Below are 24340 nucleotides of genomic sequence, written 5' to 3'. Positions count from 1 at the left end.
GAAACAAATTATAGGGTTCATTTTAGGTTATAATTGGTATAATAGAGGTTTTAGTTTTCAAGTACTTTAAGTGAAGCTACAACTACAGCGGCAATCAATAAGAGGTGAATAATCAATCCTGCGCTAAAAACAAAAAAGCCAATAGCCCAAAAGATTAAACAAAAAATAATGATGATACCTGTGGTTTTTAACATGGTAACTGAACTTCCTTTTAAATGGTTAAATACTTATTTAAAACTTCCATTACAAAGATCGATAGGAACACCATCAATTGTGTTATGCAACTTTCGGATTGTGTTATACAACTATTGGTTTTGAGATGATTTACTGTTAAAAAACGTTAAGATTGCATTTTAATCACAGCGAAAACAAGTGGCTCTTGATGGTTTAGATTGAATAAAACAAGATACCAAACCCTAGTTTGGGCTTTATATGCGGTGAAGGAGGATTAACAAAAAGAATTAAGCTGGTAAGTAAACAATAAAAGTAGCTCCTTCTCCAGTCAGCCCTTTGGCACAAATAAAACCGTTATGATTTTCAACGATTTTTTTACAAATGGCTAAACCAATACCATTCCCTGAGTATTCTGTTTTTTGATGAAGGCGTTGGAAGACCTCAAAGATTTTTTCGGCATGCTCGGTATCAAAACCAATACCGTTATCTTTAAAGGTAATTTTATGATAGCGTTTTCTTAGGGCTACGAAACCGTCAGGTAATTTTGAAGCACTTACTTTTTTATATTTAATTTCTAGTTTCGGTCTTTGATCAAGACTTTTATATTTTAAAGCATTAGATATTAGGTTAGTAAACAACTGTTCCATTTGAAACACCACCCCTTTTATTTTTGGAAGCTTATTGGTTATCAACTCAGCATCAGTGTCTTTTATACGTGTGGCCAGGTCGTCTTCCGCTTTGCAAAGAATGTCGTTTAAATCAATTTTTTCAAAATCTGTTTTACTGCTATCAATTCTGGAATAGGCTAATAAATTTATAATTAGAGACTGCATACGCGAAACCGCATTAGTCACCTTTCCAAAATAAAATCGTCCCTTTTCAGAAAACTGGTCGCCTTCTCGGTCTTCAATTCTTGAGATGAACAATTGTATTTTACGCAGGGGTTCCTGTAAATCATGACTGGCTACACGATTAAAAGACTCCAGTTCGGCATTGCTTTGTTTTAAACGCAGGTTACTTTTTACCAAACGCACTTCGGCTTCTATACTTTCGGTAACATCTTGCACCACACCAATCATCACTGTTTTCATGTTTTTGGTTACAAATTGTCCGTTGGTTTTAAAATGTTTAATTTCACCTTGTTTGGTCACAATACGGTAGGTATGTTCGGTAGTTTCTATGTTGTTTAGAATATCAGCCAATCTCTTTTCATAAAGTTCCATATCATCAGGGTGAATGAATTCACGATACTTTAGTTCGGTAGACGGAAAAGCTCTAGGTTCATAACCCAACATACTATAAAAGTTATCTGAAAGCTCAGTCACATGTGTATCCATATCCCAAACAAAACTTCCAATTTTAGCCAGACTTTCAGCATCTGATAATATGGAATTTTGAATGGTGAGTGTTTCATTAAGTTTTATTAGGTCATCAGATTTTTCCTTTTCCTCGGTAATATCTCTAGCAGTTACGGTAACACCGTCTCCCAATTTAATGGCCGTAGCACTAAACCAACGCATCTCATCATTAGTATGATAAGGTACTTCATACTGCACAGACCTTTCGTTTTCAACAGCTTCAACCCATTTATCAAAAATACCTGCTTCTACCATCTCTGGAAAAACTTTAGAAATTTTCTTGTTTTTTATTTCCTGTGGAATATCACCAGTAACCGGGCTGATGCGTTCATTAACAAATAGAATTTCAAAGTCAATAATTTTCCCAGCTTCATCCCTAATACTTTTAAAGTGCAACACAATATGCATAATGCTTTTAAAAATATTACTTAAAAACGCACGACTATCTAACAATTCTAAATTCTGCTTTTCTAAGCGTTTTTTAAAGACTAATTGAGCAGTATGGGACTCTTTCTCGAGGGTTGTATTTCTTGCCGTAAGCAAAACACCTTCTGTGAGAGGTGTTGCCAAACAATTAAACCAAACTTTTTTGCCGTCTACAACAACTTCTTTTTCATAATTTACTTTGGTCTGCTCGTGATAAGCTTCTAACAACTCTTTAAACACACCATCTGTCATGAAAAACGGAAAGGTTTCAGATGCCAATTTTCCAGTAATTTCCTCTGGGTCTAAGTCCAAGTAATCGCGGTTACAGTCATTTGCATAAATCACCGTAAAATCAATAACATTATCATTTTCGTCAAAAACAGGTTCAAAATAATTTATAATATTATCTGTTGTAGCAAGAATATTTCTCAAAAAAGCTTCCGATTGTTTCAGTCGGAGTTTGTTTTTATACACCCTTAAAAAAGATAAGACACATATAAAAAGGGCTAAAAAAGCTAAAACCAAAGAAGTGACAGGCGCCATAAATTTATAAGACGCATAGTTGGCTTCACGCTCTTGCATGAGGTACTTTTCATTGGCAAGTAATTGATTTTTAAGCAAGCGAATATCTGCAATGGTTTTATCTATTTTATTTTTTTGAGCTTCTTTAGTTTCAAAAAACACCTGATCATTCGCTATATTGAGCGTATCCAGCACGTGAAGCTGGTTATTCATTTTATTAAACAGAGATTCAAGTGGCTGTAAGCGCGCCTGCTGAGAATCATTTTCTAAAGTGAGTGTTTTTAGAGTATCTAATACTGCCACCCCTTCTGTTTTAAACTTTTTAAGGGCGTGACTTAAATATTCATCCTCTAAGAGCTCATCTCTAAACTCCTCAGAATCGGCACGGGTATAATGCTCTGTAAGGCTACCTATAGCATTATAAACATGTAAAGTTTGAGCAACCACATCAGCCGATTCTTGCATGCGTATAATTTGCTTGTAGGCGGTACTTGCAGTAAATAAAAGCAGAGCAAGGGCTGCTATCAATAAGATAATATAGGTTTTTGTAGAAGTATATACTTTTTTAAAATCCATATAATTTTAAATACGAAATAGGAAGGTGTCTTTATTTAGGTTAGATGTATGGTATTGCCAATTAAGCTGCAATACTTTCTCTACAGCTTCTCGCAATTTACTATAGTTATTGGGCTTATTCACATAAATATTTGCCCCATTTAAAAATGTTTCTTCAATATCGACTTCAGAAGAAGATGTAGAATAAATAGCAACACATAAATCCTTCAAAGCTGTATTGCTACGTATTTCTTTCAAACATTGCAGGCCATTTTTTATAGGCATATTGAGGTCTAAAAAAATTAAATTAGGAAGGTTGCTACCGGCCGTATTTAGATAATCCATAAGCTCTTGACCATGGTTGAATAGCTTTAGGTTGGTCTGAATCGCAATTTCATCTATAGCTTCGCTAAATAACATTCTATCATCGTCGTCATCATCAGCTAGAACAATGTTTAAGGGATTTTCACTCATATACTATAGAAGTGTGTTTAATTGGGTTGTGAATGGTTTATTTTCTTTTTCATAATACGCTGAAACGTACTTGGCGTCAATCCGGTTGTTTTCTTAAACTGCCCCGATAAATGAGCCACACTGCTATAATTTAGCTTGAAGGCTATTTCCGTCAAGGTTAAATTGGTATTACACAGGTATTCTTTTACTAGGTCTACACGTCTTAGAATCGCATAATTTTCTATCGACGAATAGGTGTTTTCAGAAAAAACAGCCGATAAATGTGCGTACGAATAATGTAAATTTTCAGCTAAATAATCGGAAAGCTTTACAGAACTGTGTGCATGATCACGTAACATGCTATCCACAGCACTTTTAATTCGCTCTACCAAAGTCGTTTTCTGATTGTTTTCTATAGAAATCCCATAGCGTTGTAAGGCTTCTGCTAAGGCTTTTTCTTTCTCTGGAGATAGGTCTTCGGTAATGGTAAGCTCGTTAATACTATTTAAAGCATACGATATTCCTAAAGCATTGAGATGCTCTTTTAGAAAAGTCTTACACATGATATTAAAATCGTATTTTACAAAAAACCTCATCTGAGCCCTATCTTTTTCAGGTTGTACTTTGGTGTACGAAAGATATACGAAATTATTCTAATAATTGATTTTTTTATTCAGAATCGGACTTTGGCATAGCATATTCATTAAAGCTTAGGAACGCTTTTGACTTGACAAGACTATTTTTTAATTGCATTTAGACCATAAAAAAACTCACCTCTTTTCTTTTAAAAAGAAAGGAGATGAGCACCCTTATAGATATGCTACTAACCTAGACCTAATGGATTGTTTTAAATAGCTACTATTTAATTATTAATATTTTTACAGTTTGATATATTTGATTGCGGAATTTTATTAAAAAACTCGGTCGTCTCTTGTTCTGCACTTGGACCATAAGCCGTAAGAAGCGTACCTTTTTCGTCTTTATTGGTTTCAATAACATACAGAATTGACATATCTGAAGGGTTACTCATCCCTTCATACCGGTGTTCTGCCACAACTTTTACATCTTCAGGCTGATACGCATTTTTGCTATTGTTATTTATAAGTTTTTCATTTTGAATTCTGAAACTAGCAGTATACCCTTTGTCTTCATAAATTCTAATGTAATCCTTCTCGTTTTTTGCTAATGCCATGACTTTATATTTTTTCAGATTTATTTTATTATATATCTATAAACATAGCTCATTGTGTTAAATGTCATTCCGAGGAATCGAGGGTTCTCATGAATCATTGAAAGATTCTTCAGTCGTAACTCCTTCTGAATGACAAATTCATAATATTTTTAGTTTCATGATCGTTTACAGATAGTCAGATTTATCTTTTATTCTTTAAACACAAGATCACACAAAAATCTAGGATAGATTGACGCAACCCATTTTTTGTTTAACACTATCCAAAACACCAGGTTAATCCTCTTCTTGATCTTTACCAATTTGAAGGCTGTTTTTACCGAAGTCTAAGGTTCTTATTGGGAACGGAATATTAATATCATTGGCATTAAATTGAGATTTTATGAGTTTAATGGCTTTATGTCTGGCTTCATACTCTTGCTTATTTTTCACCAAATCAATCCAAAAACGTGTCATAAAATTTATAGAACTGTCTCCAAATTCCGTAAAGAAAAACTCAACAGATTCCCCTGATTTTTGTTTGAAATTTTCAGAAATCGTTTTAACGACTAAATCTTCCACGTCCTGTAAATCGCTCTCGTAACCAACACCGCAGGTTACCGTAATACGACTGCGTTCACTCAATGAATAGTTTGTAAAGGAATTATCTACAAATTTAGAATTGGGTACGATGGTATAATTATTATCTGGGCGACGTAAAACAATGTTACGCAAGCTAATTTCTGAGACAAAGCCTTTAACTTCACTAGTTTCAATATAGTCGTTTATCCTAATTTTAGGCATAAAAGAAAGCACCAAGCCTCCCACCGTATTACTCAATGTGCCTTGAAGGGCTAAACCTATAGCAAGACCAACCACACCGGCACCAGCAAGTATACTGGTGAGTACTTTATTGAGTTCTAAAACGCCTAGTGCAATAAAAAAACCAATTAAAATCACCGCTAAAAAGACGATTTTAGCCAGAATATCTTGAATGGATTTTTGACTGATACGGTTTAATAAAAACCTAAGCAGTAATTTTCTAACACCGCGAGCAATAAAATAAGTAGCAAACATGATTAGAACCGCCAAAATAAAATTTGGCAATTTTAAAATGATGGTATCTAACCAACCTTCTAGTTTCTCCCATAATTTATTAAAGGCATTCCCCACATCAAATATGTCTTCCATAGTTTTAAAAGTTTAGAACATTCTCGACAGTAGAAAAGTAGCTACTAGCCAAAGGATTAAGCTAAGCACTCCACCAACTACAAGAAAATGTTTGAATTTATAATTTCCTACACTATATATTAAGGTGTTTGTTTGATAACCAACGGGCGTAAAAAAGCTAAAGTTAGATGCAAACAACACCGCTAAAATGAACGGTTTAAAATCTAAGCCCATCCCTTGAGACAAAGCAATAGCAATAGGCGTCATAATAATAGCTGTAGCATTATTACTAATCACACCACTAAGCAGCATGGAGGTTAAAAATAAAACCCCTATTGTTACATAATGAGGCTGGTCGCTTAAAACGCCCAATAATTTTTCTGAAATCCACATATCGGCTCCTTTATTATGCATGGCAACCCCCAGAGGAATCATACCTGCTAATAGGAAAAAGATTTGCCAATTTACCTTTTTGTATACTTTGGCTAAATCTAAATTTCTTGTCACCAACAAAATAAGAGATATGATTACAAAAAACGCAATCTTATCAACCGGAAAAATTTCAAAAATAAACAACAAAACTGTTACCAGAAGCACCACGAACATTAAAATAATTTCTAAAGTCATACGATTTATTTTAACAGCTTAATCCTTAGCTAACACTAAGTGTATTAACAATTTAAAAGATAATAATTTTTCTGATTATTTTAAAAAATTCGTGCAGATTCAATCAATCGTTTCAGTTCAGGACGCTCTAGTGATTTTCTATATAGCGCCTGATGCGGATCCATAATATTGGTATGACTTAAATCACCAATATAAAAGGCATCAAACCCTATGTCCTGAATGAGTTTCTCAACAACATGTTTGCTTTCAGCATCTTGAACGGCATAAGGAATCGCTATTTGATGATGACTTCGGAAAGTTTCAGTTTCTAAATCTTCGGGAGCTATGGTATTGAACGCTTTCACAATTTTAGCAGTAGAAAATTTAACGGCCGTATACTCGGAAGCATTGTAGTTCGCTTTCAAAACCTCATCGGCTATAGCACCATCAAGGTCTGGGTCTGGGTTTGTCGCATCTATAATGATTTTTCCTTCATAAGTCCCAGCATAGCGTTCAGCTAATTTTTCAATGGATTTAAACGGCATGGCTAGCAAGTAAGCATCAGCATTAGCTTCAAACACATCGTTTACACTAAAGACTACTGCATTTTTTTTACCAACCGCATTCAAAACAGATTGAAGGTGGTCTGAGTTTTCAGTTCCAAACAGCACCTCATGCCCTATTTGTTCCCAACATTTCCCTAAACTCCCTGCTAAATTACCGCTTCCTATAATTCCTATCTTCATGATTGCTTTACCTTTCTTGAAAGACACCAAAGTCTTTAAATTAGTTATGCATTAAAGTAAAACCTAATCTGTTCAACCATTAGCTGAATGCAATAAAACTTTAGTCCGATAACAAACAAAGGCAAAACAGTTATCTAAAGCGTATGTTCTTCACCCTTACCATATTCCTTTTTATAAATGCGTACAATGATTAGGAATAAACTAATTAAAAGTGGTCCAAATATCAAGCCGACGAAACCAAATAATGGTAAACCTACAATAACTCCTAAAAGCGTAATTAAAGGGTGTACGTCATCTAACTTCCTAAGCACAAATAATCTAATCAGGTTATCGGTGGATCCCACTATTACAATTCCATATACTAAAACGCCCCAAGCCTGAAAAGTTTCTCCTTGAGATAACATGAGGATAAACACCGGAATAGTACCCAACATACTCCCAACAAAAGGAATCATAGAACCAAAGGTCACAATGGCCGACCAAAAAAACGGGTCTTCAACTCCAAAAATTAAAAATCCAATTAAGGCCACGACACCTTGTGCTAATGCCACTAAAGGAATCCCAATCGCATTAGCTCTTACCATTTGCCGGGTTTCTGTACCTATAATATTTAAACTGGATCCACTAATGGGTATATAATCAAATAAGGATTCGCGTAATTGTTTCCTGTTGGTAAGCATGTAGTATAATAAGAAATACATGATAGAAACCGTAATAAAAGAAGTAAATGTACCACCTACTAAGCCTTGTAAATTTTCTGAAACCCAGCCTGAAATGGCTTCAGTGTCTATTTGAGAGGTTAAATCATAACCAAAACGACTTTCAAAGTCATCTAGTTTTGACTGAACAGCTACCAATACTTTTTCAGAGTTATTAACCGCAGCACCTATTTTATTACCTAGCATCGCAACAATTCCTGCTACAGGTAGTAAAATCACAATAAAAGACAAGAGCATTAACAGACCAGCCGCCCAATTTGGAGACCAACCCTTACCTTTTACGAGTTTAGACATCAATTTTCGTAGTAAAACATGCATGATTATCGCCCCTAACACCCCCGATAAATAGGGCGTCATTTCCTTAAAAATTAAGCCTCCAATAAGTATAATGAGAAGCAAAATAAAAATTTGTCGTATAATTCTAGGTGCGATGGTGTTCATATAGGTTGGTTAGGTATAGTGTTAATTATAGGAATAGTGTTAATTAGTTGTTTCTTAAGGCTTCTATAAGCTCTGATTTATTCATTTTAGAGCGCCCTTCAATATCAACTTTTTTTGCTTGTTCGTAGAGGTTTTCTTTAGTGCGTTCTTCATAAGTTTTGGCTTTTCCGCCTTTCTTTCCGGCGTCAGGGGTATTTGCTATACCTGCCGATTTTTCTTTACTATAACCCTTCTCTCTCAGGGCTTCATATTGTTCTTCATTTTTAATATCCGCTGCCATAATATTCTGCTTTAGATTCTCATAATTGCAAAAATCGATATAAAGTTTTGAGGGCTTTAACCGAAAAGGACAAATCTTTAACTGACTGCAACAAACTCAAAATTAATTTCTTAGAATCAAGATATTATTTTTTCGAGTTAATTATAGCATGACTCTTCAAGTAATTTAGCTGTAGAAATAAAATTAAACTAAAAATTTAGAAATTATGAACAAAGAACAATTAGAAGGTAAATGGAACCAAGTAAAAGGTAACTTCAAACAAAAATATGGCGAACTTACCGATGACGATATTACTTATACTGAAGGTAAATTTGACGAAATGTTAGGTAAACTTCAAGAAAAAACAGGAAAAGAAAAAAAAGAAATCGAGCGAGAAATCGCCGAATGGTAATCCCTCTCAACATTTTGCAAATTAATTAATCCATACCCTCAAAAACCTTGAGGGTATTTTTATGGCTTTTCCGAACTATTGAACGTTTTGAATCTTTGCTTTTTGATTCGGAATCCCTAGCCCATATCTTTGAGCATACACATAGGTAAATTCGGCTCCAAAAAACAAAATTAAACAAGAATAAGACACCCAAAGTAAAATCAAAACAATGGTTCCTGCGGCGCCATAAGTAGAACCTGGATTGGTTTTTCCCAAATAAATTCCTAAAAGAGACTCTCCTAAAACAAAGAGAATAGCTGTAATTAAGCCACCAACCCAAACCGTTTTCCATCGAATCTTCACATCTGGCAAATACCTAAAAATGAGCGCAAACAACACCGCTATAATCGATATTGACACCATAGCATTGAGTAAAAAGGCTATATAAACGCTAAAACTTGGCAACACCACTTGTATATAATTGGTTAAAGCTGAAATTGCCGTTGTTATTAAAAAACTGACCAGCAATAAAAACCCGATAACTAAAATAAAAGCAAAACTTCTGGTGCGATCCCATAACATTTTAGTAAATCCAGACTTACTATCTGGTTCTATATTCCATATTTGATTTAGCGATAATTGCAAATGATAAAAAACCCCAGTAGCACCAAAAAGCAAGGTTGCAATCCCGATGATGGTAGCCATGGTGCTTTTTTCTTCATTTTGCGTTTCCTGCATCATGGTCTTAATAGAATCTGCGGCATCATGACCTAAGGCTCCAGAAATTTCATCAGTGAGCTGTCCTTGTACTATTTCGGCTCCCCAAACGGCTCCCACGGCATTTACAATAATCACTAAAAGTCCGGGCATAGATAGCACAGCATAGTAAGCCACAACCGCACTTAACCTAAAAGGGTCATCGGCATTCCAAGCCTTGTAAGTTTCAACAATTAGGGAGGGTAAATCTTTTATTTTAAAGGAATTTGATTTGGTGGTTTTGGCCATATCTTACAACATACTTTTAATGTCATTAGACCACGACGGGTAAGTAAAAATCATATTTTTGACAGCCTCAGTGGTTAGTTTTAAATTTATGGCCAAAGTAAATAAATTTATAGTTTCTGCCGCTTGCACACTTAAAATATGTGCTCCTAAAATTTCATCGGTATCCGCATTGATTATTATTTTATAACCATAAGCCTTTTCATTACTTCTATTACTATTGAACCATTTTTCAGGGAATTCATGCTTTACAACAATACTATCATAGTTTTTTTTCGCTTCTTTTTCAGTGAGCCCCGCCATGGCTAAATTTGGAATAGTAAACACCGCTGAAGGTACTAGAGGCACTTCAATTTCTTTTTGATTACCATGAATGATGTTTTCTGCAACAATTTTAGCTTCAATGCCTGACAATGGTGTTAAAGGTACACTATGATCAGACACGTCTCCGCAGGCATAAACAGCCTCATTTGTGGTGTTTTGCAAATAAGCATTAACTACAACCCCTATTTCATTATAGACTACCTCACCTTTTTCAAGATTCAAAGCCTTAATCGCAGGAATTCTTCCGGCAGTATTAAACACCAAGCGTGCTTTTACGGAGTGACTTTGGCCGTCTTGGCTATAGTTAACTCGGTGATTTTTACGCAGCTTTTCAATATGCTTTATTTCTGCATTAAAAACAAAACGGATACCTAGTTTTTTTGAAACCGCTACAAGTTCTTCAACCAAATCAGGGTCAAAAGCTTTAAGAGCGCGATCGCCATGCTCAATAATTGTTACTTCACAGCCGTATCTTGCAGCCATATGTGCACATTCTAACCCCACATAGCCCGCACCGATAAAAGTCATGCTTTTCGGCATTTTTTTCAGTTTCAGAAAGTCATCACTAGTTTTAAGAAATTGAGCCCCTTTTAAATTTAGCGGTCTAGGAATTTGCCCCGTAGCAATCACGATCTTTTTAGCGGTCACAGTTTTCCCTTCCACCGAAAGGGTGTTTTCATCTAAAAATTTAGGTGATTGATGATATAAAGTAACCCCGAGATTTTTGAGTATTTTTTCGGTTCCCGCCGGCACCTTATCAGTAAAAGTTTTTTTGAATTTTTGATTGTCAGTCCAATTCAATTCAGGACCATCGGCCACACCTTTGCCTTTTAAGTTATCGGCAAGAGAAAAGACCTCTGTAGGCCCCATTACGATTTTTTTAGGGTCACAACCTCTATTAGCACAGGTGCCTCCGTACTCCCGGTTATCAGCAATAGCAACAGTTAAGCCCGCCTTGATACAGGTTCTAGCGACATAGCGTCCCGCTACCCCACTACCAATAATAAAAACATCGTATGATTTGTACTTCATAAGTTAAAAGTAGTAGAAAACCACAGTTCAGCTTAACCTAAAGCCTTTTATTTTTAACTCGATACCACCCTGTTTGTAAACATCTAACACTATAGTTTCAGTTTAAATTTTTTATTGGTGTTTACTCTGTAGCCTATAGCAAACTTAGCCTTTGTGTTTCCAAAATGGTAATTAGCACCCTCATTTAAATTAGTTGTATACAAGCCGTTTCCGTAGGTTAAGGTTACATAAAAACGTTTATACAGGTAACCTAAACCTGCATGATAATCAATTTTATACAGCATTGGTTTAGATACATTATGACTCCCCGAATCATTATAGGTTTTCTTAGCCATAAGACCAACCCCAGGAGACAAATCTACATTAATAAAAAAGTTAGCCGGTAGTACAAAAACAGTGATTACTCCTACTGAAACCCCTAATCCCAATCCACTAAATCTATTTATATCAAGCACTTGATTGAAGTTATTCTGTTGAGGAACGACACTTTCGTCTGCTGAAAATTTATCATAAACCATGAAGCCCCCAACTCCAAAGGCGATATAGTGCTTTTTTTCCTCTTTCATAAGGCCAGCTCTAAGCATAGCCGTAGAGAAAGTAAGATCCTCGAAGGTGTATAAATAGTTAACCCCCATGGAGAAAGATTCAATATCATCTCTAAACAACTCAGGTTCACCAAAATTATTTTCAACATTAAATCCTCTATAATGCTGAACATACAACCCAACTAAATTACGATCAGCTACAATAACGGCGCCTTGCATATCAAAGCGTTTGGTCGGATTTTCTTGTCCGCCATTTAAATTAAAAGCCAAATCTAAAATTACCTTGCTGGTTCCTAATCCAACTCCAATCCCAGCAGTTCTATTGGGTTTAAAAGACAACTTATCATCTTGATCAATCAAATTAAAGCTTTGACCCTTATAGTTTGTAAACAGTCTAATAGACCAGTTATTCATATCCCTATCAATAAGCAAGGTATCAATAACCTCCTTAGCGCTTAGCGAATCTAACAGTTTTGTTCTTTGGGCTGAAGCCGATCCGGCAACACATAAAAAACAAACAAAGATTAGTAACTTTTTGTGCATTAGGGAAAATTAGATTTCTAAAGTTAAGAGTTTTATTTTTTTCATTTAATGAGCTACTCCAATACATTCATCAAACTAAAATTAGCATCCATTTTTTAAAACCATTTTTTATAAAAACGGTAATGCGTATCTTGGGCTTGAATTAAAAGTGTTTGAACTCAAAATTTCTTAATAAAATTGTATTTTTATTCCTTCTTTAAGAATTTCCGATGGTTATTTTAAAATTCATAACCTGAACATGTATTCAAGAACACTTGCAAAAATATAATAATATACTGTAACCTATAATACGATAAAAATAATAAACATGGCTAAAAAATTGGTAACATTTGGTGAAGTAATGATGCGTTTATCCCCTCCTGGATATTTAAAGTTTTCACAGGCAAATTCTTTTGAACTTGTTTACGGAGGTGGCGAAGCTAATGTAGCCATTTCATGTGCATACCTTGGTATGAAAGCTGCTCATATGACACGATTTCCTGATAATGCTTTAGGAAGAGCCGCTACTCAATTTTTACGTAAAAACTGGTTAAGTAGTGACCAAATTATTTATGGCGATGATAAACTAGGCATGTATTTTCTAGAAAAAGGTGCGGTACACAGACCCAGTGTGGTTGTTTACGAAAGAGAAGGCTCTGCATTTTCTTTAATACAACCAGGTATGATTGATTGGGAAGAAGTGCTTAAAGATGCCGATTGGTTTCACTGGACCGGTATTACTCCTGCCATTTCTGAAGGGGCTGCCCTTTGCTGCCTTGAAGCAATTAAAGCTTGTAATAAAATGGGCATTATGGTGTCTGGCGATATCAATTCTCGAAAAAACATGTGGAAATATGGCCAAACCATGCAAGAAGTGATGCCAAAACTCGTAGCTCACTGTGATATTGTGATTTCTAGTCCGCGTGGTATTAACGAAATGTTTGGTTTGGGTGAAGTTGGCGGCAAACTTAAAGATTCTGCCAAAGAGCTTATGAAAGCCTTTCCTAGAATCAAAAAAGTTGTTGGTAAAAAGCGTAAATCCATTAGTGCTTCTGAGCAGGAAATACAAGGGCGCATGTGGACAGGAAAAAAATACATTAAAACAGAAATACTAAACATTTCTCACGTTATTGATCGTGTAGGAACAGGTGATGCCTTTGCAGCTGGGTTAATTTACGGCTTATTGCATAATGACACCGACATGGAAGCACTTGAATTTGCAACGGCCGCTTGTGCTTTAAAGCACACGGTAATGGGCGATGTGAACATGGTAACTTTAGAGAATATTACAAGTTTAATGAATGGTAATACTTCTGGAGCACTAAAGCGATAAATTAACATCATACTAATACCTCTAATTTAATCAGTGGTAACTTTTAAAGAGGCTGTCTAAAAAGTAAAATTGTCGTCAACCTGAAATGATTCAGAGTGACGTCCTTTAATACTTTTTAGACAGCCTCTTTTTTTTAATAGCACTAAAACAACTTTAGCAATTAAAAACTTAAAGCTATTTTACCACGAATAAAAAATGGTGTTCCGGGGGTAAAGTGAATTTCTTCTACTGGAGCAGGTTCATTATACAATCGGCTTTCGGTAGCAAATTGAGTTTCGTTCCATTCGGTATTAAAAAGATTTTCAACAATAATGCTATAAGTCCAATTTTTACAAGTATAATTCACATTAAAATCGGTAACAAAATAGCCTTCAGCTACAATAGAATTATCTTCATTTGCTGCTCTATCATCAATGTATCGATAGTTTAATCCGCCAGAAAAAGCACCTAAATTATCTACCAAAACACCTCCAACGCTGGTCAAATCAGGCGCTAGGGGAATATAGTCTTCCCCGGAAGGGTCATCGACACTCCTAGCATGCGCATAATTAACATCGGCATATAAATAAAGCCAATCTAATGCTTGGTAACGCGCACCAACATCAACACCTAAGCGCTGAGTTCTTCCGCTAGGCTCAACAATAGCCGCATCGCCTACATACACAAATTCTTGTTCTAAAAACAAATACCATAAACTGGCGTTAATAGCCCAGTTGTTGGTAGGTTTTAAAATGGTTCCTAAATCGGCACCATAAGCTGCAGGTAAAATAGACTCACCTTGATTAGCAATAACCACTCTAGTATCATTTGAATGGAAACCCATGCCTGTTTTTAAAAAGAGTTGCACCTGATCATTCAGTGAATAAATGGTATTTAATTTCGGACTCACACGTACTTTAGTTTCGGCAAGGTCACTGTAAGTTGGTGCCAGTTGATCTTCATATTGAAACTTAAAATAATCTAATCGTAGGGCTGGATTAAACGTCCATTTTCCAGTTTTAAACTCGGTGTTTAAAAAAGCATAGCTATTCACCTCATCAACATCACCAAGGGCTTTATATTCTAAAACGGTTTTTCTATTGAGCGTATGGGACAATTCGACATCATCAACGTTATCATATCTAAACCCAATACCTGCTTGGTATTTAAAATCAACCTTTTCTCCTAATGACATATTTCTACGTTCATAGACCGTACTCGCTCCTGTGGTTAATCGGTTCTCAAATTGTTTAATTTGATCGCCATTCACAGGGTCATCTAAGAAAAAAGTAAAATTAGAGTACAACTCAAAATTGTACTGTGATACATAAGCCGTTGTTTCTAAGGACTGATTTTCATCAATGGCTTTGGTATGATTCACCAAAAGATTGGTTCTACTGGTCTCCCCGCCTTCGGTATCATCTATAGCGCCAAACCTGTCAATACTACCATCGTCTACAGCACGTTGTGGAATTTGTCCTGAAGCATCCCACTTACTATCAAAATGCGATGCAGTTAAGCTTAACTCTTGATTGCCGCTCATTTTATAATTATAACGTCCTAAAACATTAAAACGATGAAAGTTTTGAGGGGAATCGAATGGCCCATCGGTTAAAGATAACTCTGAAGCAATATAAGCACTGCTTTTATCGGTATCCATCACCTTCATCATACCCATCAGGCGGTTGGTATTGAACTGTCCAGCTTCAACTGATAAGTAGTTTTTATCGATAGACTTTTGAATACCCATATTCACATAACCTGCCGTTGTAAAGTTTCCTTTATCGGCATAATAAGGACCTTTTCCAAAATCGATAGCTTCAAGGGTTTCTGGAATAACAAAATGCAAATCAGAGTACCCTTGACCGTGTGCATGTGACACCATATTTACAGGCAACCCGTCTACGGTAAGGTTAATGTCGGTACCATGATCAATATCAAAGCCTCTTAAAAAGATTTGCTCGGCTTTTCCGCCACCAGCATGCTGCCCGATGATTAATCCAGGGACTTTTCTTAAAATCTCTTGTGAGGATTTTACAGGATCTACCTGAACATCTACAGCGACAAATTTACTAAGCAGGTCAATTTCTGCAAGTAACATCACTTGATCTAAAGAAATATTTGTCGGTTTTAATGTAATTACCACAGGTTGCTCCAAATCTCGTTGCTCAACAAGAATGACTTGAGGTTCGTAACCCAGGCAGGAAATATACAAGGTATCATTGGCCTGTGTTTTATTTAAAGTAAATACTCCTGTTGGTGAAGTATGCGTATGTACTTCTGAGGTTTTATTGAAAATACTAACCTCCTCAACAGGTTTATTTTCAGTATTTATAATTTTTCCTGTAATCTGTTGCCCAAAAAACAGGTTTATAGACAGCATAAAACATGCTGATAAAATATATTTCATTTTATTTCATAATTTGATTAGCCTCAAAATTTTGAGGTGTTACTATTTTTATAGTGGTTCGGGTCACCTTTAGCCACAATACAGCAGCCTAATTCGAGATACTTTTTGTTGTTTAAAAATATCTGACAAGGTAAAATGAACTAAATAAGCTTATGAAATTACTTGTGGAGGAGGTGAAAGGGTATCTAAATAAAAATTGTAAGTTAACACAAAAGTAAACCACCTTTTTGTAGCATGTATTTGAAACTCGTCCCTATCTATATTGTATTCGGAAACACGAAAGTGTTTATCTAATTCGATTTTAAGTTGCTTTTTTTGATGGTCTTTATCATCTTCTGAAGCCGACAAAATTAAATCTAAAACATCCAAGACCTCATGTGAGTGGTCAGAAATCATCTTGTTTGTAGCGGTATGAGAATGATCTGCAACCACAGGTTTACTTTTAGTCATATGATGATGCCCGTCCACATCATGCTCATGTGTTGTATGATGATGATGATGACCTGAATGCCCATGTACTTGAACTGAAGCCCAAGTATCTTGAACCGTATGAGAAACCTCATGAAGCACTTTAAACACCGTTATTCTTAGCGGTGAAATCACATAACAAACCGCCATGATAAAAACGATGCTCTTAAAAAGCGTGGAATTTAAAATTGAATGTGATTTCAAGAATTAGAAAGTTTGACGGCTAAAATACGGTTTATTTTAAGACCAAATCCTGATGTCATCCAACTGTTGTTTCAAACACCAGAAAATAAAAAAATCTTAAAAAAATATTTTCAACTAGGGCACACCATAATGCCATCGAGACATACAATTTATTGGGTACTACCTTTATTGATTTTTATTGATTAGACCCCAAATTCACCATTTTTTTGTTTATTATCTTATTGTCTTCGGTTTTTATTTGAACCACTAGTACTTGATTAGGTACATTGTTCAAGTTAATTGTAGCCGTATTGGAATTCACATGATTTTGCTCTACTACTAATCTGCCTAACAAATCAAATACTTTAATAGTACTAATTGCAGCCATCGATGAATTAACATAAGTCGTCTCATTGTTCTGATAAACGGTTATATTGCTTTCGTTGAAATCAGCTGTATTAACACTCAATGTTTTTTGATATCTCAATGTAAATCTATCATTATCGCTTCCTATAGTTGCATTAAACGTGTAGTCGTTAGTTTTTAAATTAGTCTCATTTCCTGTATTACTATCTACCAAATAGATATTTTGACCTCCCGCGAACAAACCATCAACATGATCCAGACTAATAGTATACTGTCCACTCACATCTGTTTTAAACGCCAACGGTACTATATCAGCCCCTTCAAATGGCAAACTTCTACCTTGAATTGCAAATTCTTCATCTACAACCAAAGAGTTTAACGCCGTATCATTATCATTAAAATAAGCACCATCAATACCAGGATCCAATCCCTCAGTAGCACCTGTCATGTAAGCAATAAGCATCTGATTAATTGTTGTAGGACCACTAGAAAGGTTTAACCAAATTCTATGTTTTTCAATACCTGTAGAATTAGTGGTATTATCTGAAGTACGCATTGCATTTGTAAAGTTTAATGCTGAAGACTTGGCTTTAACTATAAAGCCTTGACCAACAGAAACTACATCACCATTAAGCAAAGTACTTCCCGCAGTAGTAGAAGTCGCATACGAAACTGAATTTGAGTCTTCACTTGTTTTTCTCCAAAAATACAATGTTCCAGTAATGTTATTAATATTATCCGTAATAAAACTATCGATACTTAAAGCAGATGGATAAGGGTTACCTACTGCGTTATACGCATTTCCATTTACAGACAATGTGTAAGTTATATTACCATTGTTAGGCGTACCTTCAAAAGTTCCTGTCCAAGGTGCAGCTGTTCCTGGATAGCTTACCCAATTATTTGGCATACCAATTAAATAACTTTTCCCGGTAACAAAGACTGTGGAATTTGAAACTTCAGCATATAAGTCTGAGTTTGTATCATATTCTTGAAATTGATTTGGTGCTGTTAACGGTGAAAAATCACCTAAGCTAAATGTTCCCGAAACGGGTGACGACCATAAGGTATGATCTTGTTGAAATAGTGGTGTACTTTCACTTTCTACTTTTGTAACACCTGAGCCACTATTTGTGTTTGATGTTCCATTCTGGATTAAATTAGCATGGGTTTTTAAAATTAATTCTCCGTTATTTACAATAGCATCTTGCACTGTTAAATTAAATCCTGAATTTGTAGTTAGCGTCGCTCCTGAACTAATTTTCAAACTGTTAATAATGACATCTGAAGTCATTTCTGGTTGAAATGTTCCTGGGTTTATTTCAACATTAGAACTGAATGTTGGAACACCACAAACAGACCAGTTAGCACTATTGTTCCAAGACGTATCGACATTTCCTACCCAAGAGGCAAAGGTTCCACAAGAATTCACATTCATAATCCCCGTTCCGGAAAAATAAGTATCGTCGGTATGAGATGCTAATGACGCACTGCTTCCCCATGAACCTGAAACAACTCCAGATTCGGCTAGTGTTAACGTATTAGCAGCATGTGTAAGCGCTGAACCCAAGTCCATTCTACCTACAGTAATTAAGCAATTATTAGTGATATCAATGGCATTTTCCAGCGATAATCCTAAACTATTATCGAGCTCTAAATTATAAAAAGTTGTACTTCCTGTTATTAACTGATTAGAAGTTCCTGTAAACGACACCGTACCAGCGTTAGGCAAAAACATACCATTATTAGTCCAATCTCCTTCTATAGTAATATCTTTTCCATTAGTATCTAAAGTACCTCCAGAAATAGTTAAATCATTACTCACAATTAAATCGTTGTTGACCAACTGCACTACAGGTTCATTAAAATCATTTACATTTAAATTATAAATTGGAGCCTTACTATCTATCCTAAACGTTTTTCCCGCGTCAGTTGTATTGTTTCCCAGTTGAAGCACTCCACCACTAACAGCACTGGAATTAGATACATTAACATAATCGGCATAATTTGGAGATGGCTTTTTAATAATAATTGTACCTCCATTACATGTAAACGAAGCATTAACCCCCATTTCAAAAGGTGCTCTTGAGTTACTTGTATTTCCTACATTATTTACAGTTACAACACCTCCTGTTTGTGTATATATAACACTAGAATTATTACTATTTGGACTTATTCTACCGGCTACGTTTAGAATTCCGCCTTCAATAATAAGTGTACCATTATTAAGGTAATTAATTCTATTATTACTTCCTGTACCAATATTGGTAGTTCCTCCTGATATTTTCAATAATCCAGAATTAAGCGCCCAAGTAAAATTCCCAGTACTCACTGTACCTCCATTATTCCAAAAACCTCTGGTTGAAGTTAGTGCAATCGCTGATGTAAAAGGGGTAATAGTGGAATCACTTGATAGTTTGAAAGTTCCAGAAGTTAACACCAACGGATTTGAAGCTGCATCAAGTGTTATTAGAGCGTTTACCTCTAGAATAATATCTTGACTACCTTTGGTTACTTTTAATATATAAAAATTTGTTGTAGATGTTCCCGTAATTTCTTGATAGGAAGTGGTGCTTATAAAATCTACAGTACCTATACCACTAGTAAATGTTCCGTTATTCGTCCAATCTTTTGAAACTGATAACGTATAACCCGTTGTTGCATCCATGGCTAAACTCGCTCCAGAATCAATTGTTATAGCACCACAAATAGCACCATCAGCAGTAATTTCAGGTTGATTGGGAGCTGATGATGAAATGACAACATCATCGTCGCTAGTTGGAATGGTTGCAGAAGACCAATTCGTTTGATCAAACCAATCTGAAGACGTTGCTCCAGTCCAGGTTAGCGTATTGCAACTCATATACCCAGCCGTCTTTTGTATCGCTAATGTTCGCTGTCCTTCAGCAGTACCTGTTATCGCACTTACAGCATAATACTCATTATCACTTACACTTTGCCCAGTTAACACAGCACTGCTTCCTGAAAAGCTAATATTAGCAGTAACTTCTTCCATATATTCTGCTCCTAACCTATAAACCTTATAAGCTGTTGCTCCTGGCAATTCAGACCATTTTAAAGAGACAACATCATCGCAGACCTTGATTATTCTAAAATTTTCGGGTATATCACCAATTTGATTAACACCACTAATTGATGATAACGCGTTGCGTTCCACTTTAAATTTAATTGTATTGATACCATGTGAAACATCTGGAGCCAACCATTTGTACACTCTTTTAGTGGCATCATAACCGCTTTCTATTTCAATCCATGTACCACTATTATTAAGCTCGTACGAAAGGTTAAACGTATCTGAACTTCCATAACTATCCCATCTTATATAGTAAGTCTTTCCTGAAGTGAATTTCTGATTTTCCAGTGGAAAAGCTATTTGAAGCTCCTCATACAAATATTCATAAACCACAAAATATTTTTGAGGGCCTAAAGGCACATTATTTCCATTTACATTAATGGTCCAAGAACCTGCTACAGGATTATCTAGCGTGACCTGTTCAATAGTATTCAAATTATCAACCCCTCGGGTGGCTGGAGCGCTAATACTCGCTACGGAAGGACTGCTATCTAAAACCCAAGGGTTGTAGCTTGTAGATGAAGGCGCTGTTAAAGATAAATTTAGATTATTTATAAGTGCTACATCCGCATTAACCGATGCTGCAACATCTGGCCAAACAACCATTACACGTACTTGTTTTACATTGTCTGGAATTGTTATGCTATGATTATTAGTAGCACCATGCGCTACTGTACTAGTCATGTATTGATTCTTATCTAAAATGTTATAGGCTCTACGTAGATTTGGACGCCCATAACCATAAATATAATCGGGACCAGGATTACCTAAGTCATCAGCAGTATTCATTACAACAGCTCTTAATAAGGATGACTCTGGTTCTGTACCACCATTCTTATCTTTATAGGCTTGTGCTAAAACTGCGAATTGCCCAGTAACTTTAGGTGATGAAAAAGAAGTTCCATCAGCGCCTTCGTCAACTAATTGAGGTATAATTCGCCCATCATACATGGGACCACGACTACTAAAACTTTCAATAACATCTTCTGGAGATATAGCCCCAACGGTGATCTGGTTTTTACTTTCTTTAAAGGCCCCTGAGATATTTGCCCAATTAGGAAATGGGTAAGGCGAAATTCCTGTAGAGCTTCCTGAATTTCCAGATGAATAAGAAACCATATGATTTGGCAGGCTTTCAATTCTGAGGTCATGCGCTCTCGCACGAGAATCATATCCTCCCTGAACCACATACGTTCCAATAGAATGGTTGGTATATCTTAAATCATGAGAACTATAAAGGCCTACATAATCAGTATTAATTCGTAAACTAAGTAAGGTAGCCCCCCATGCATTGTTTCTATTTGAAGGATCAAGATTACCTGCTCCTCCCATATTTTGCAAACCGATTATTTTATGATCATTAGATCCACTACTATCTGAAGTTCCTGCCTCGGCAACTCTTCCTTTAAAATCTATATGATCACCTACAATCTCATCTTCACCTAGGCCAATAACCACTCCTGCTCCATTATAATTTAATCCATTATAATCGCTATTCAAATAATTAACACGTGAAGACGTGTTTCTATAATCTAAAGATTCATTAACAAAATCTCTCTGTTTTACGCCAATAAACTGAACATATGGTAAACTTGTAATGGTTTCTAATTCTGACTCGACAAATATGACATCAATTTGATAAGAGTAAGCTCTATGTTCTACAATTTGAACACCCTTAGCTTGTAAATCGGAACGCACATCATTATAATTTAAACCTTTATAATAACTAATGACATATTCCTCTTTAATATTAGAGTTTTTTGCGGTTTCTGAAGCATCCTTGTAATATAGGTTACCTTCTTTTTTGGATTGTGTATCTACCGGCATAATAGAACGCACGACATCTTTGAGTTCATTTATTGGAAAACTTTTATTGATGCTTACATAATAGGTGTTTGCCGATAAATAATCAATTAATAGCATGCCTTGTTTTTCCCAAGACTGTCGCTGCTCGTTAGTTGGTATTTGATAAAACTGAACTAACCGAAAATGTTTACTATCAAACTCGGGGCCTTTTAATTGCTTAAAATCGGAAGCTTTAAATGCGTTTACTTTATATGTGCCATGCTTTGTTTTTAGGTCGTATTTATTTGAATCAATTTGGCCAAAAGTGAATTGACTAAAAACCAAAATGATTAACAACTGCCAAAGTAAAACCGTTTTTTTAGTAATGTGTGTCATCATAAAAAGTATTATTTTGATTAATTAAGTAATATGCAACTAAATTCTAGTGGTCCTATTCGAACTAACTTGCCATAAAAAATATTCTAATACACCATAAAACATCGGATTCATCTTAAAACCAAGCTTCAATAATTTCTTGCTCTATGTTATGTTTGTTTTTATGAATAAATTCATTTTTAATAGCATTATATTCATAGTCGTTAGCCCAAGTTGAGAAGTTATTAGCGACTTCTTTAATGGCCTCACAAATAAATTCAACTTCATTATTAGTCATCGTTGGATGAATGGACATACGCACCCAACCTGGGCGTTCTATTAAACAACCCTCCAGTATTTTCAACTCAATTGATTTTGAAGTAGGTTGATCTACATTTAATAAGTAGTGACCGTAAGTACCAGCACAAGAACATCCGCCTCTAGTTTGCACACCAAAACGATCATTCAATAATTTTACTATTAAATTATAATGCGCATTATCTATATAAAAAGAAAAAACACCCAAGCGATCGGTATGATTAGGAGCCAATATATTTAGGTTTTCTATTTTTGATAATCGCTCAAAAATGATAGTATTTAATTCATGTTCTCTATCTAAAATATTCTGGATTCCCATTTTTTCTTTCAACTTTATTGAAAGTGCTATTCTAATCGCTTGCAAAAAACCTGGTGTTCCGCCGTCTTCACGAGCTTCTATATCATCTATAAAATCATGGTCGCCCCAAGGGTTTGTATAACTTACTGTACCTCCTCCAGGGTTATCTGGAACTAAATTTTTATACAATTTTTTATTAAAAATTAAAACACCCGTTGCTGATGGTCCGCCTAAGAACTTATGCGGTGAAAATGTTATGGCATCTAAATATTCTTCTGCATCACTAGGGTGCATATCTATTTTAACATAAGGTGCTGAACACGCAAAATCTACGAAGCATAAACCATTATTTTGGTGCATTATTTTTGCAATAGCGTGATATGGAGTTTTAATACCTGTAACATTAGAACAGCCTGTAATTGCAGCTATTTTTATAGGGACCTCCCGGTGTTCTTGCAACAACCGTTCGAGACTTTCTAAACAGGGTAAACCTTCGGTATTTGACGGAATCACTTTTACGCGTGCAATGGTTTCCAACCAAGATGTTTGGTTAGAATGATGCTCCATATGTGAAACAAAAATTACGGGTCTTTTCTCTTCTGGAATTTCGGTATGCCCTTTTAGGTTTTCGTTAATTTTAATTCCTAAAATACGCTGAAACTTATTGATAGCCCCCGTCATACCAGTACCCTCTGTCAATAAAACATCATCACTAGAGGCATTAACATGCTTTTTAATAATAGATCTTGCCTCATAATAAGCATGGGTCATCACACTCCCTGTTATAGAAGTTTCTGTATGTGTATTTGCTACAAAAGGACCAATAACATTTGAGATTTGTTCTTCGATAGGCTGATATAACCTTCCACTAGCAGTCCAGTCTGCATAAATGATTTTTTTCACCCCATAAGGTGAGGTAAAAGTTTGATTTAAACCAATTACATTTTTTCTAAATTCTGAAAAATACTGCTCTAAATTTGATTCAGATGCTGATGTTTTATTTGATTTAAAAACACTTTTAAAGTGATTTACAATACTCATTGTTATGTTTTAAAATATTACTATAATAACTTAATCAAAATGACACTTTTTAAACTTCAGCTTTTACATATTTATTAAGTTGACTAACCGGTATTACAATTTTCAATAATAGCTGTAAATCGCCTTTATGTTTGGAATTCCCTCCGGTATAGTTTGCACGTGTGGCACTAACTACACCTACAACTTCTCCAGAATCATTTACCACAGGGCCACCACTAGCACCTAAACCAAATTCTGCTGTAATAGTCATTCTAGGTTGTGACTTTTTAGAATTCAC

General features: G+C 35.4%; 20 protein-coding genes. 2 read left to right on the top strand and 18 right to left on the bottom strand.

The window, feature by feature from the left end; genetic code table 11:
- Positions 1-50: 50 nt before the first annotated feature.
- From F6U93_RS09115 to F6U93_RS09070, 10 genes are all read right to left on the bottom strand, one after another.
- Positions 51-194 (bottom strand): lmo0937 family membrane protein, encoded by a 144-nt coding sequence (locus F6U93_RS09115; RefSeq protein ID WP_150939037.1) that lies wholly within the window; start codon positions 192-194, stop codon positions 51-53.
- A gap of 267 nt (positions 195-461) precedes the next feature.
- Positions 462-3056 carry an ATP-binding protein gene (locus F6U93_RS09110; RefSeq protein WP_150939035.1) on the bottom strand — a complete coding sequence of 865 codons (2595 nt, stop codon included), beginning with the start codon at positions 3054-3056 and terminating at the stop codon, positions 462-464.
- A 6-nt stretch (positions 3057-3062) separates the two neighbouring features.
- Positions 3063-3509 carry a response regulator gene (locus F6U93_RS09105; RefSeq protein ID WP_150939033.1) on the bottom strand — a complete coding sequence of 149 codons (447 nt, stop codon included), beginning with the start codon at positions 3507-3509 and terminating at the stop codon, positions 3063-3065.
- A 17-nt stretch (positions 3510-3526) separates the two neighbouring features.
- The gene (locus F6U93_RS09100; protein WP_225312634.1) at positions 3527-4051 is read right to left on the bottom strand and encodes a helix-turn-helix domain-containing protein; all 525 of its coding nucleotides are present in this window, start codon (positions 4049-4051) and stop codon (positions 3527-3529) included.
- Positions 4052-4350: 299 nt separating this feature from the next.
- The gene (locus F6U93_RS09095; protein ID WP_150939030.1) at positions 4351-4680 is read right to left on the bottom strand and encodes a hypothetical protein; all 330 of its coding nucleotides are present in this window, start codon (positions 4678-4680) and stop codon (positions 4351-4353) included.
- Between the two features lie 273 nt (positions 4681-4953).
- Positions 4954-5847 carry a mechanosensitive ion channel family protein gene (locus F6U93_RS09090; protein WP_150939021.1) on the bottom strand — a complete coding sequence of 298 codons (894 nt, stop codon included), beginning with the start codon at positions 5845-5847 and terminating at the stop codon, positions 4954-4956.
- A 12-nt stretch (positions 5848-5859) separates the two neighbouring features.
- On the bottom strand, positions 5860-6453 hold the full coding sequence (locus tag F6U93_RS09085; RefSeq protein WP_150939018.1) for an SLC13 family permease: 594 nt from the start codon (positions 6451-6453) through the stop codon (positions 5860-5862).
- An 80-nt stretch (positions 6454-6533) separates the two neighbouring features.
- On the bottom strand, positions 6534-7178 hold the full coding sequence (locus F6U93_RS09080; protein WP_150939017.1) for an NADPH-dependent F420 reductase: 645 nt from the start codon (positions 7176-7178) through the stop codon (positions 6534-6536).
- 134 nt (positions 7179-7312) lie between these two features.
- Positions 7313-8338, bottom strand: a complete 1026-nt coding sequence (locus tag F6U93_RS09075; protein WP_150939015.1) for an AI-2E family transporter — start codon at positions 8336-8338, stop codon at positions 7313-7315.
- Positions 8339-8381: 43 nt separating this feature from the next.
- The gene (locus tag F6U93_RS09070; protein WP_150939013.1) at positions 8382-8618 is read right to left on the bottom strand and encodes a DUF7218 family protein; all 237 of its coding nucleotides are present in this window, start codon (positions 8616-8618) and stop codon (positions 8382-8384) included.
- Between the two features lie 205 nt (positions 8619-8823).
- Here F6U93_RS09070 and F6U93_RS09065 point away from each other — a divergent pair, with 205 nt between their 5' ends.
- A complete protein-coding gene (locus F6U93_RS09065) occupies positions 8824-9009 on the top strand; it encodes a CsbD family protein (RefSeq protein ID WP_150939012.1) in 186 nt (61 codons plus the stop codon).
- 75 nt (positions 9010-9084) lie between these two features.
- Here the strand turns inward: F6U93_RS09065 and F6U93_RS09060 are convergent, their stop codons facing one another.
- The 3 genes from F6U93_RS09060 to F6U93_RS09050 form a co-directional block, all read right to left on the bottom strand.
- Positions 9085-9993, bottom strand: coding sequence for a YihY/virulence factor BrkB family protein (locus F6U93_RS09060; protein WP_150939010.1), 909 nt, complete (start codon positions 9991-9993; stop codon positions 9085-9087).
- A gap of 3 nt (positions 9994-9996) precedes the next feature.
- Positions 9997-11346, bottom strand: coding sequence for a dihydrolipoyl dehydrogenase family protein (locus F6U93_RS09055; RefSeq protein WP_150939008.1), 1350 nt, complete (start codon positions 11344-11346; stop codon positions 9997-9999).
- A gap of 89 nt (positions 11347-11435) precedes the next feature.
- Complete coding sequence (locus tag F6U93_RS09050) at positions 11436-12434, bottom strand: DUF4421 family protein (RefSeq protein ID WP_150939006.1); 999 nt, start codon at positions 12432-12434, stop codon at positions 11436-11438.
- A gap of 307 nt (positions 12435-12741) precedes the next feature.
- On the opposite strand from F6U93_RS09050, the gene F6U93_RS09045 reads away from it, so the two are divergent.
- A complete protein-coding gene (locus F6U93_RS09045; protein ID WP_150939004.1) occupies positions 12742-13746 on the top strand; it encodes a sugar kinase in 1005 nt (334 codons plus the stop codon).
- A gap of 160 nt (positions 13747-13906) precedes the next feature.
- On the opposite strand, the gene F6U93_RS09040 is transcribed toward F6U93_RS09045, so the two are convergent.
- From F6U93_RS09040 to F6U93_RS09020, 5 genes are all read right to left on the bottom strand, one after another.
- Entirely contained in the window at positions 13907-16135 is a 2229-nt protein-coding gene (locus F6U93_RS09040) for a TonB-dependent receptor (protein WP_150939002.1), read from the bottom strand.
- Positions 16136-16285: 150 nt separating this feature from the next.
- On the bottom strand, positions 16286-16807 hold the full coding sequence (locus F6U93_RS09035) for a hypothetical protein (RefSeq protein WP_150939000.1): 522 nt from the start codon (positions 16805-16807) through the stop codon (positions 16286-16288).
- A 175-nt stretch (positions 16808-16982) separates the two neighbouring features.
- Positions 16983-22430, bottom strand: a complete 5448-nt coding sequence (locus tag F6U93_RS09030; protein WP_150938998.1) for a S8 family serine peptidase — start codon at positions 22428-22430, stop codon at positions 16983-16985.
- A 112-nt stretch (positions 22431-22542) separates the two neighbouring features.
- Positions 22543-24063 carry an aminotransferase class V-fold PLP-dependent enzyme gene (locus F6U93_RS09025; RefSeq protein ID WP_150938996.1) on the bottom strand — a complete coding sequence of 507 codons (1521 nt, stop codon included), beginning with the start codon at positions 24061-24063 and terminating at the stop codon, positions 22543-22545.
- Positions 24064-24112: 49 nt separating this feature from the next.
- The coding region (locus F6U93_RS09020) for a serine protease (protein ID WP_225312632.1) at positions 24113-24340 on the bottom strand (228 nt) is incomplete at its 5' end.

The sequence above is a fragment of the Pseudotamlana haliotis genome, from assembly GCF_008806375.1.
Lineage (GTDB): Bacteria > Bacteroidota > Bacteroidia > Flavobacteriales > Flavobacteriaceae > Pseudotamlana > Pseudotamlana haliotis.
This window is presented reverse-complemented; position numbering and strand designations above follow the sequence as displayed.

Coding starts and splice junctions, on each gene's coding strand:
- F6U93_RS09085 (WP_150939018.1), bottom strand. CDS start 6,453: ATGACTTTAGAAATTATTTTAATGTTCGTGGTGCTTCTGGTAACAGTT.
- F6U93_RS09025 (WP_150938996.1), bottom strand. CDS start 24,063: ATGAGTATTGTAAATCACTTTAAAAGTGTTTTTAAATCAAATAAAACA.
- F6U93_RS09070 (WP_150939013.1), bottom strand. CDS start 8,618: ATGGCAGCGGATATTAAAAATGAAGAACAATATGAAGCCCTGAGAGAG.
- F6U93_RS09100 (WP_225312634.1), bottom strand. CDS start 4,051: ATGTGTAAGACTTTTCTAAAAGAGCATCTCAATGCTTTAGGAATATCG.
- F6U93_RS09080 (WP_150939017.1), bottom strand. CDS start 7,178: ATGAAGATAGGAATTATAGGAAGCGGTAATTTAGCAGGGAGTTTAGGG.
- F6U93_RS09040 (WP_150939002.1), bottom strand. CDS start 16,135: ATGAAATATATTTTATCAGCATGTTTTATGCTGTCTATAAACCTGTTT.
- F6U93_RS09115 (WP_150939037.1), bottom strand. CDS start 194: ATGTTAAAAACCACAGGTATCATCATTATTTTTTGTTTAATCTTTTGG.
- F6U93_RS09110 (WP_150939035.1), bottom strand. CDS start 3,056: ATGGATTTTAAAAAAGTATATACTTCTACAAAAACCTATATTATCTTA.
- F6U93_RS09090 (WP_150939021.1), bottom strand. CDS start 5,847: ATGGAAGACATATTTGATGTGGGGAATGCCTTTAATAAATTATGGGAG.
- F6U93_RS09065 (WP_150939012.1), top strand. CDS start 8,824: ATGAACAAAGAACAATTAGAAGGTAAATGGAACCAAGTAAAAGGTAAC.
- F6U93_RS09105 (WP_150939033.1), bottom strand. CDS start 3,509: ATGAGTGAAAATCCCTTAAACATTGTTCTAGCTGATGATGACGACGAT.
- F6U93_RS09050 (WP_150939006.1), bottom strand. CDS start 12,434: ATGCACAAAAAGTTACTAATCTTTGTTTGTTTTTTATGTGTTGCCGGA.
- F6U93_RS09055 (WP_150939008.1), bottom strand. CDS start 11,346: ATGAAGTACAAATCATACGATGTTTTTATTATTGGTAGTGGGGTAGCG.
- F6U93_RS09095 (WP_150939030.1), bottom strand. CDS start 4,680: ATGGCATTAGCAAAAAACGAGAAGGATTACATTAGAATTTATGAAGAC.
- F6U93_RS09075 (WP_150939015.1), bottom strand. CDS start 8,338: ATGAACACCATCGCACCTAGAATTATACGACAAATTTTTATTTTGCTT.
- F6U93_RS09060 (WP_150939010.1), bottom strand. CDS start 9,993: ATGGCCAAAACCACCAAATCAAATTCCTTTAAAATAAAAGATTTACCC.
- F6U93_RS09030 (WP_150938998.1), bottom strand. CDS start 22,430: ATGATGACACACATTACTAAAAAAACGGTTTTACTTTGGCAGTTGTTA.
- F6U93_RS09045 (WP_150939004.1), top strand. CDS start 12,742: ATGGCTAAAAAATTGGTAACATTTGGTGAAGTAATGATGCGTTTATCC.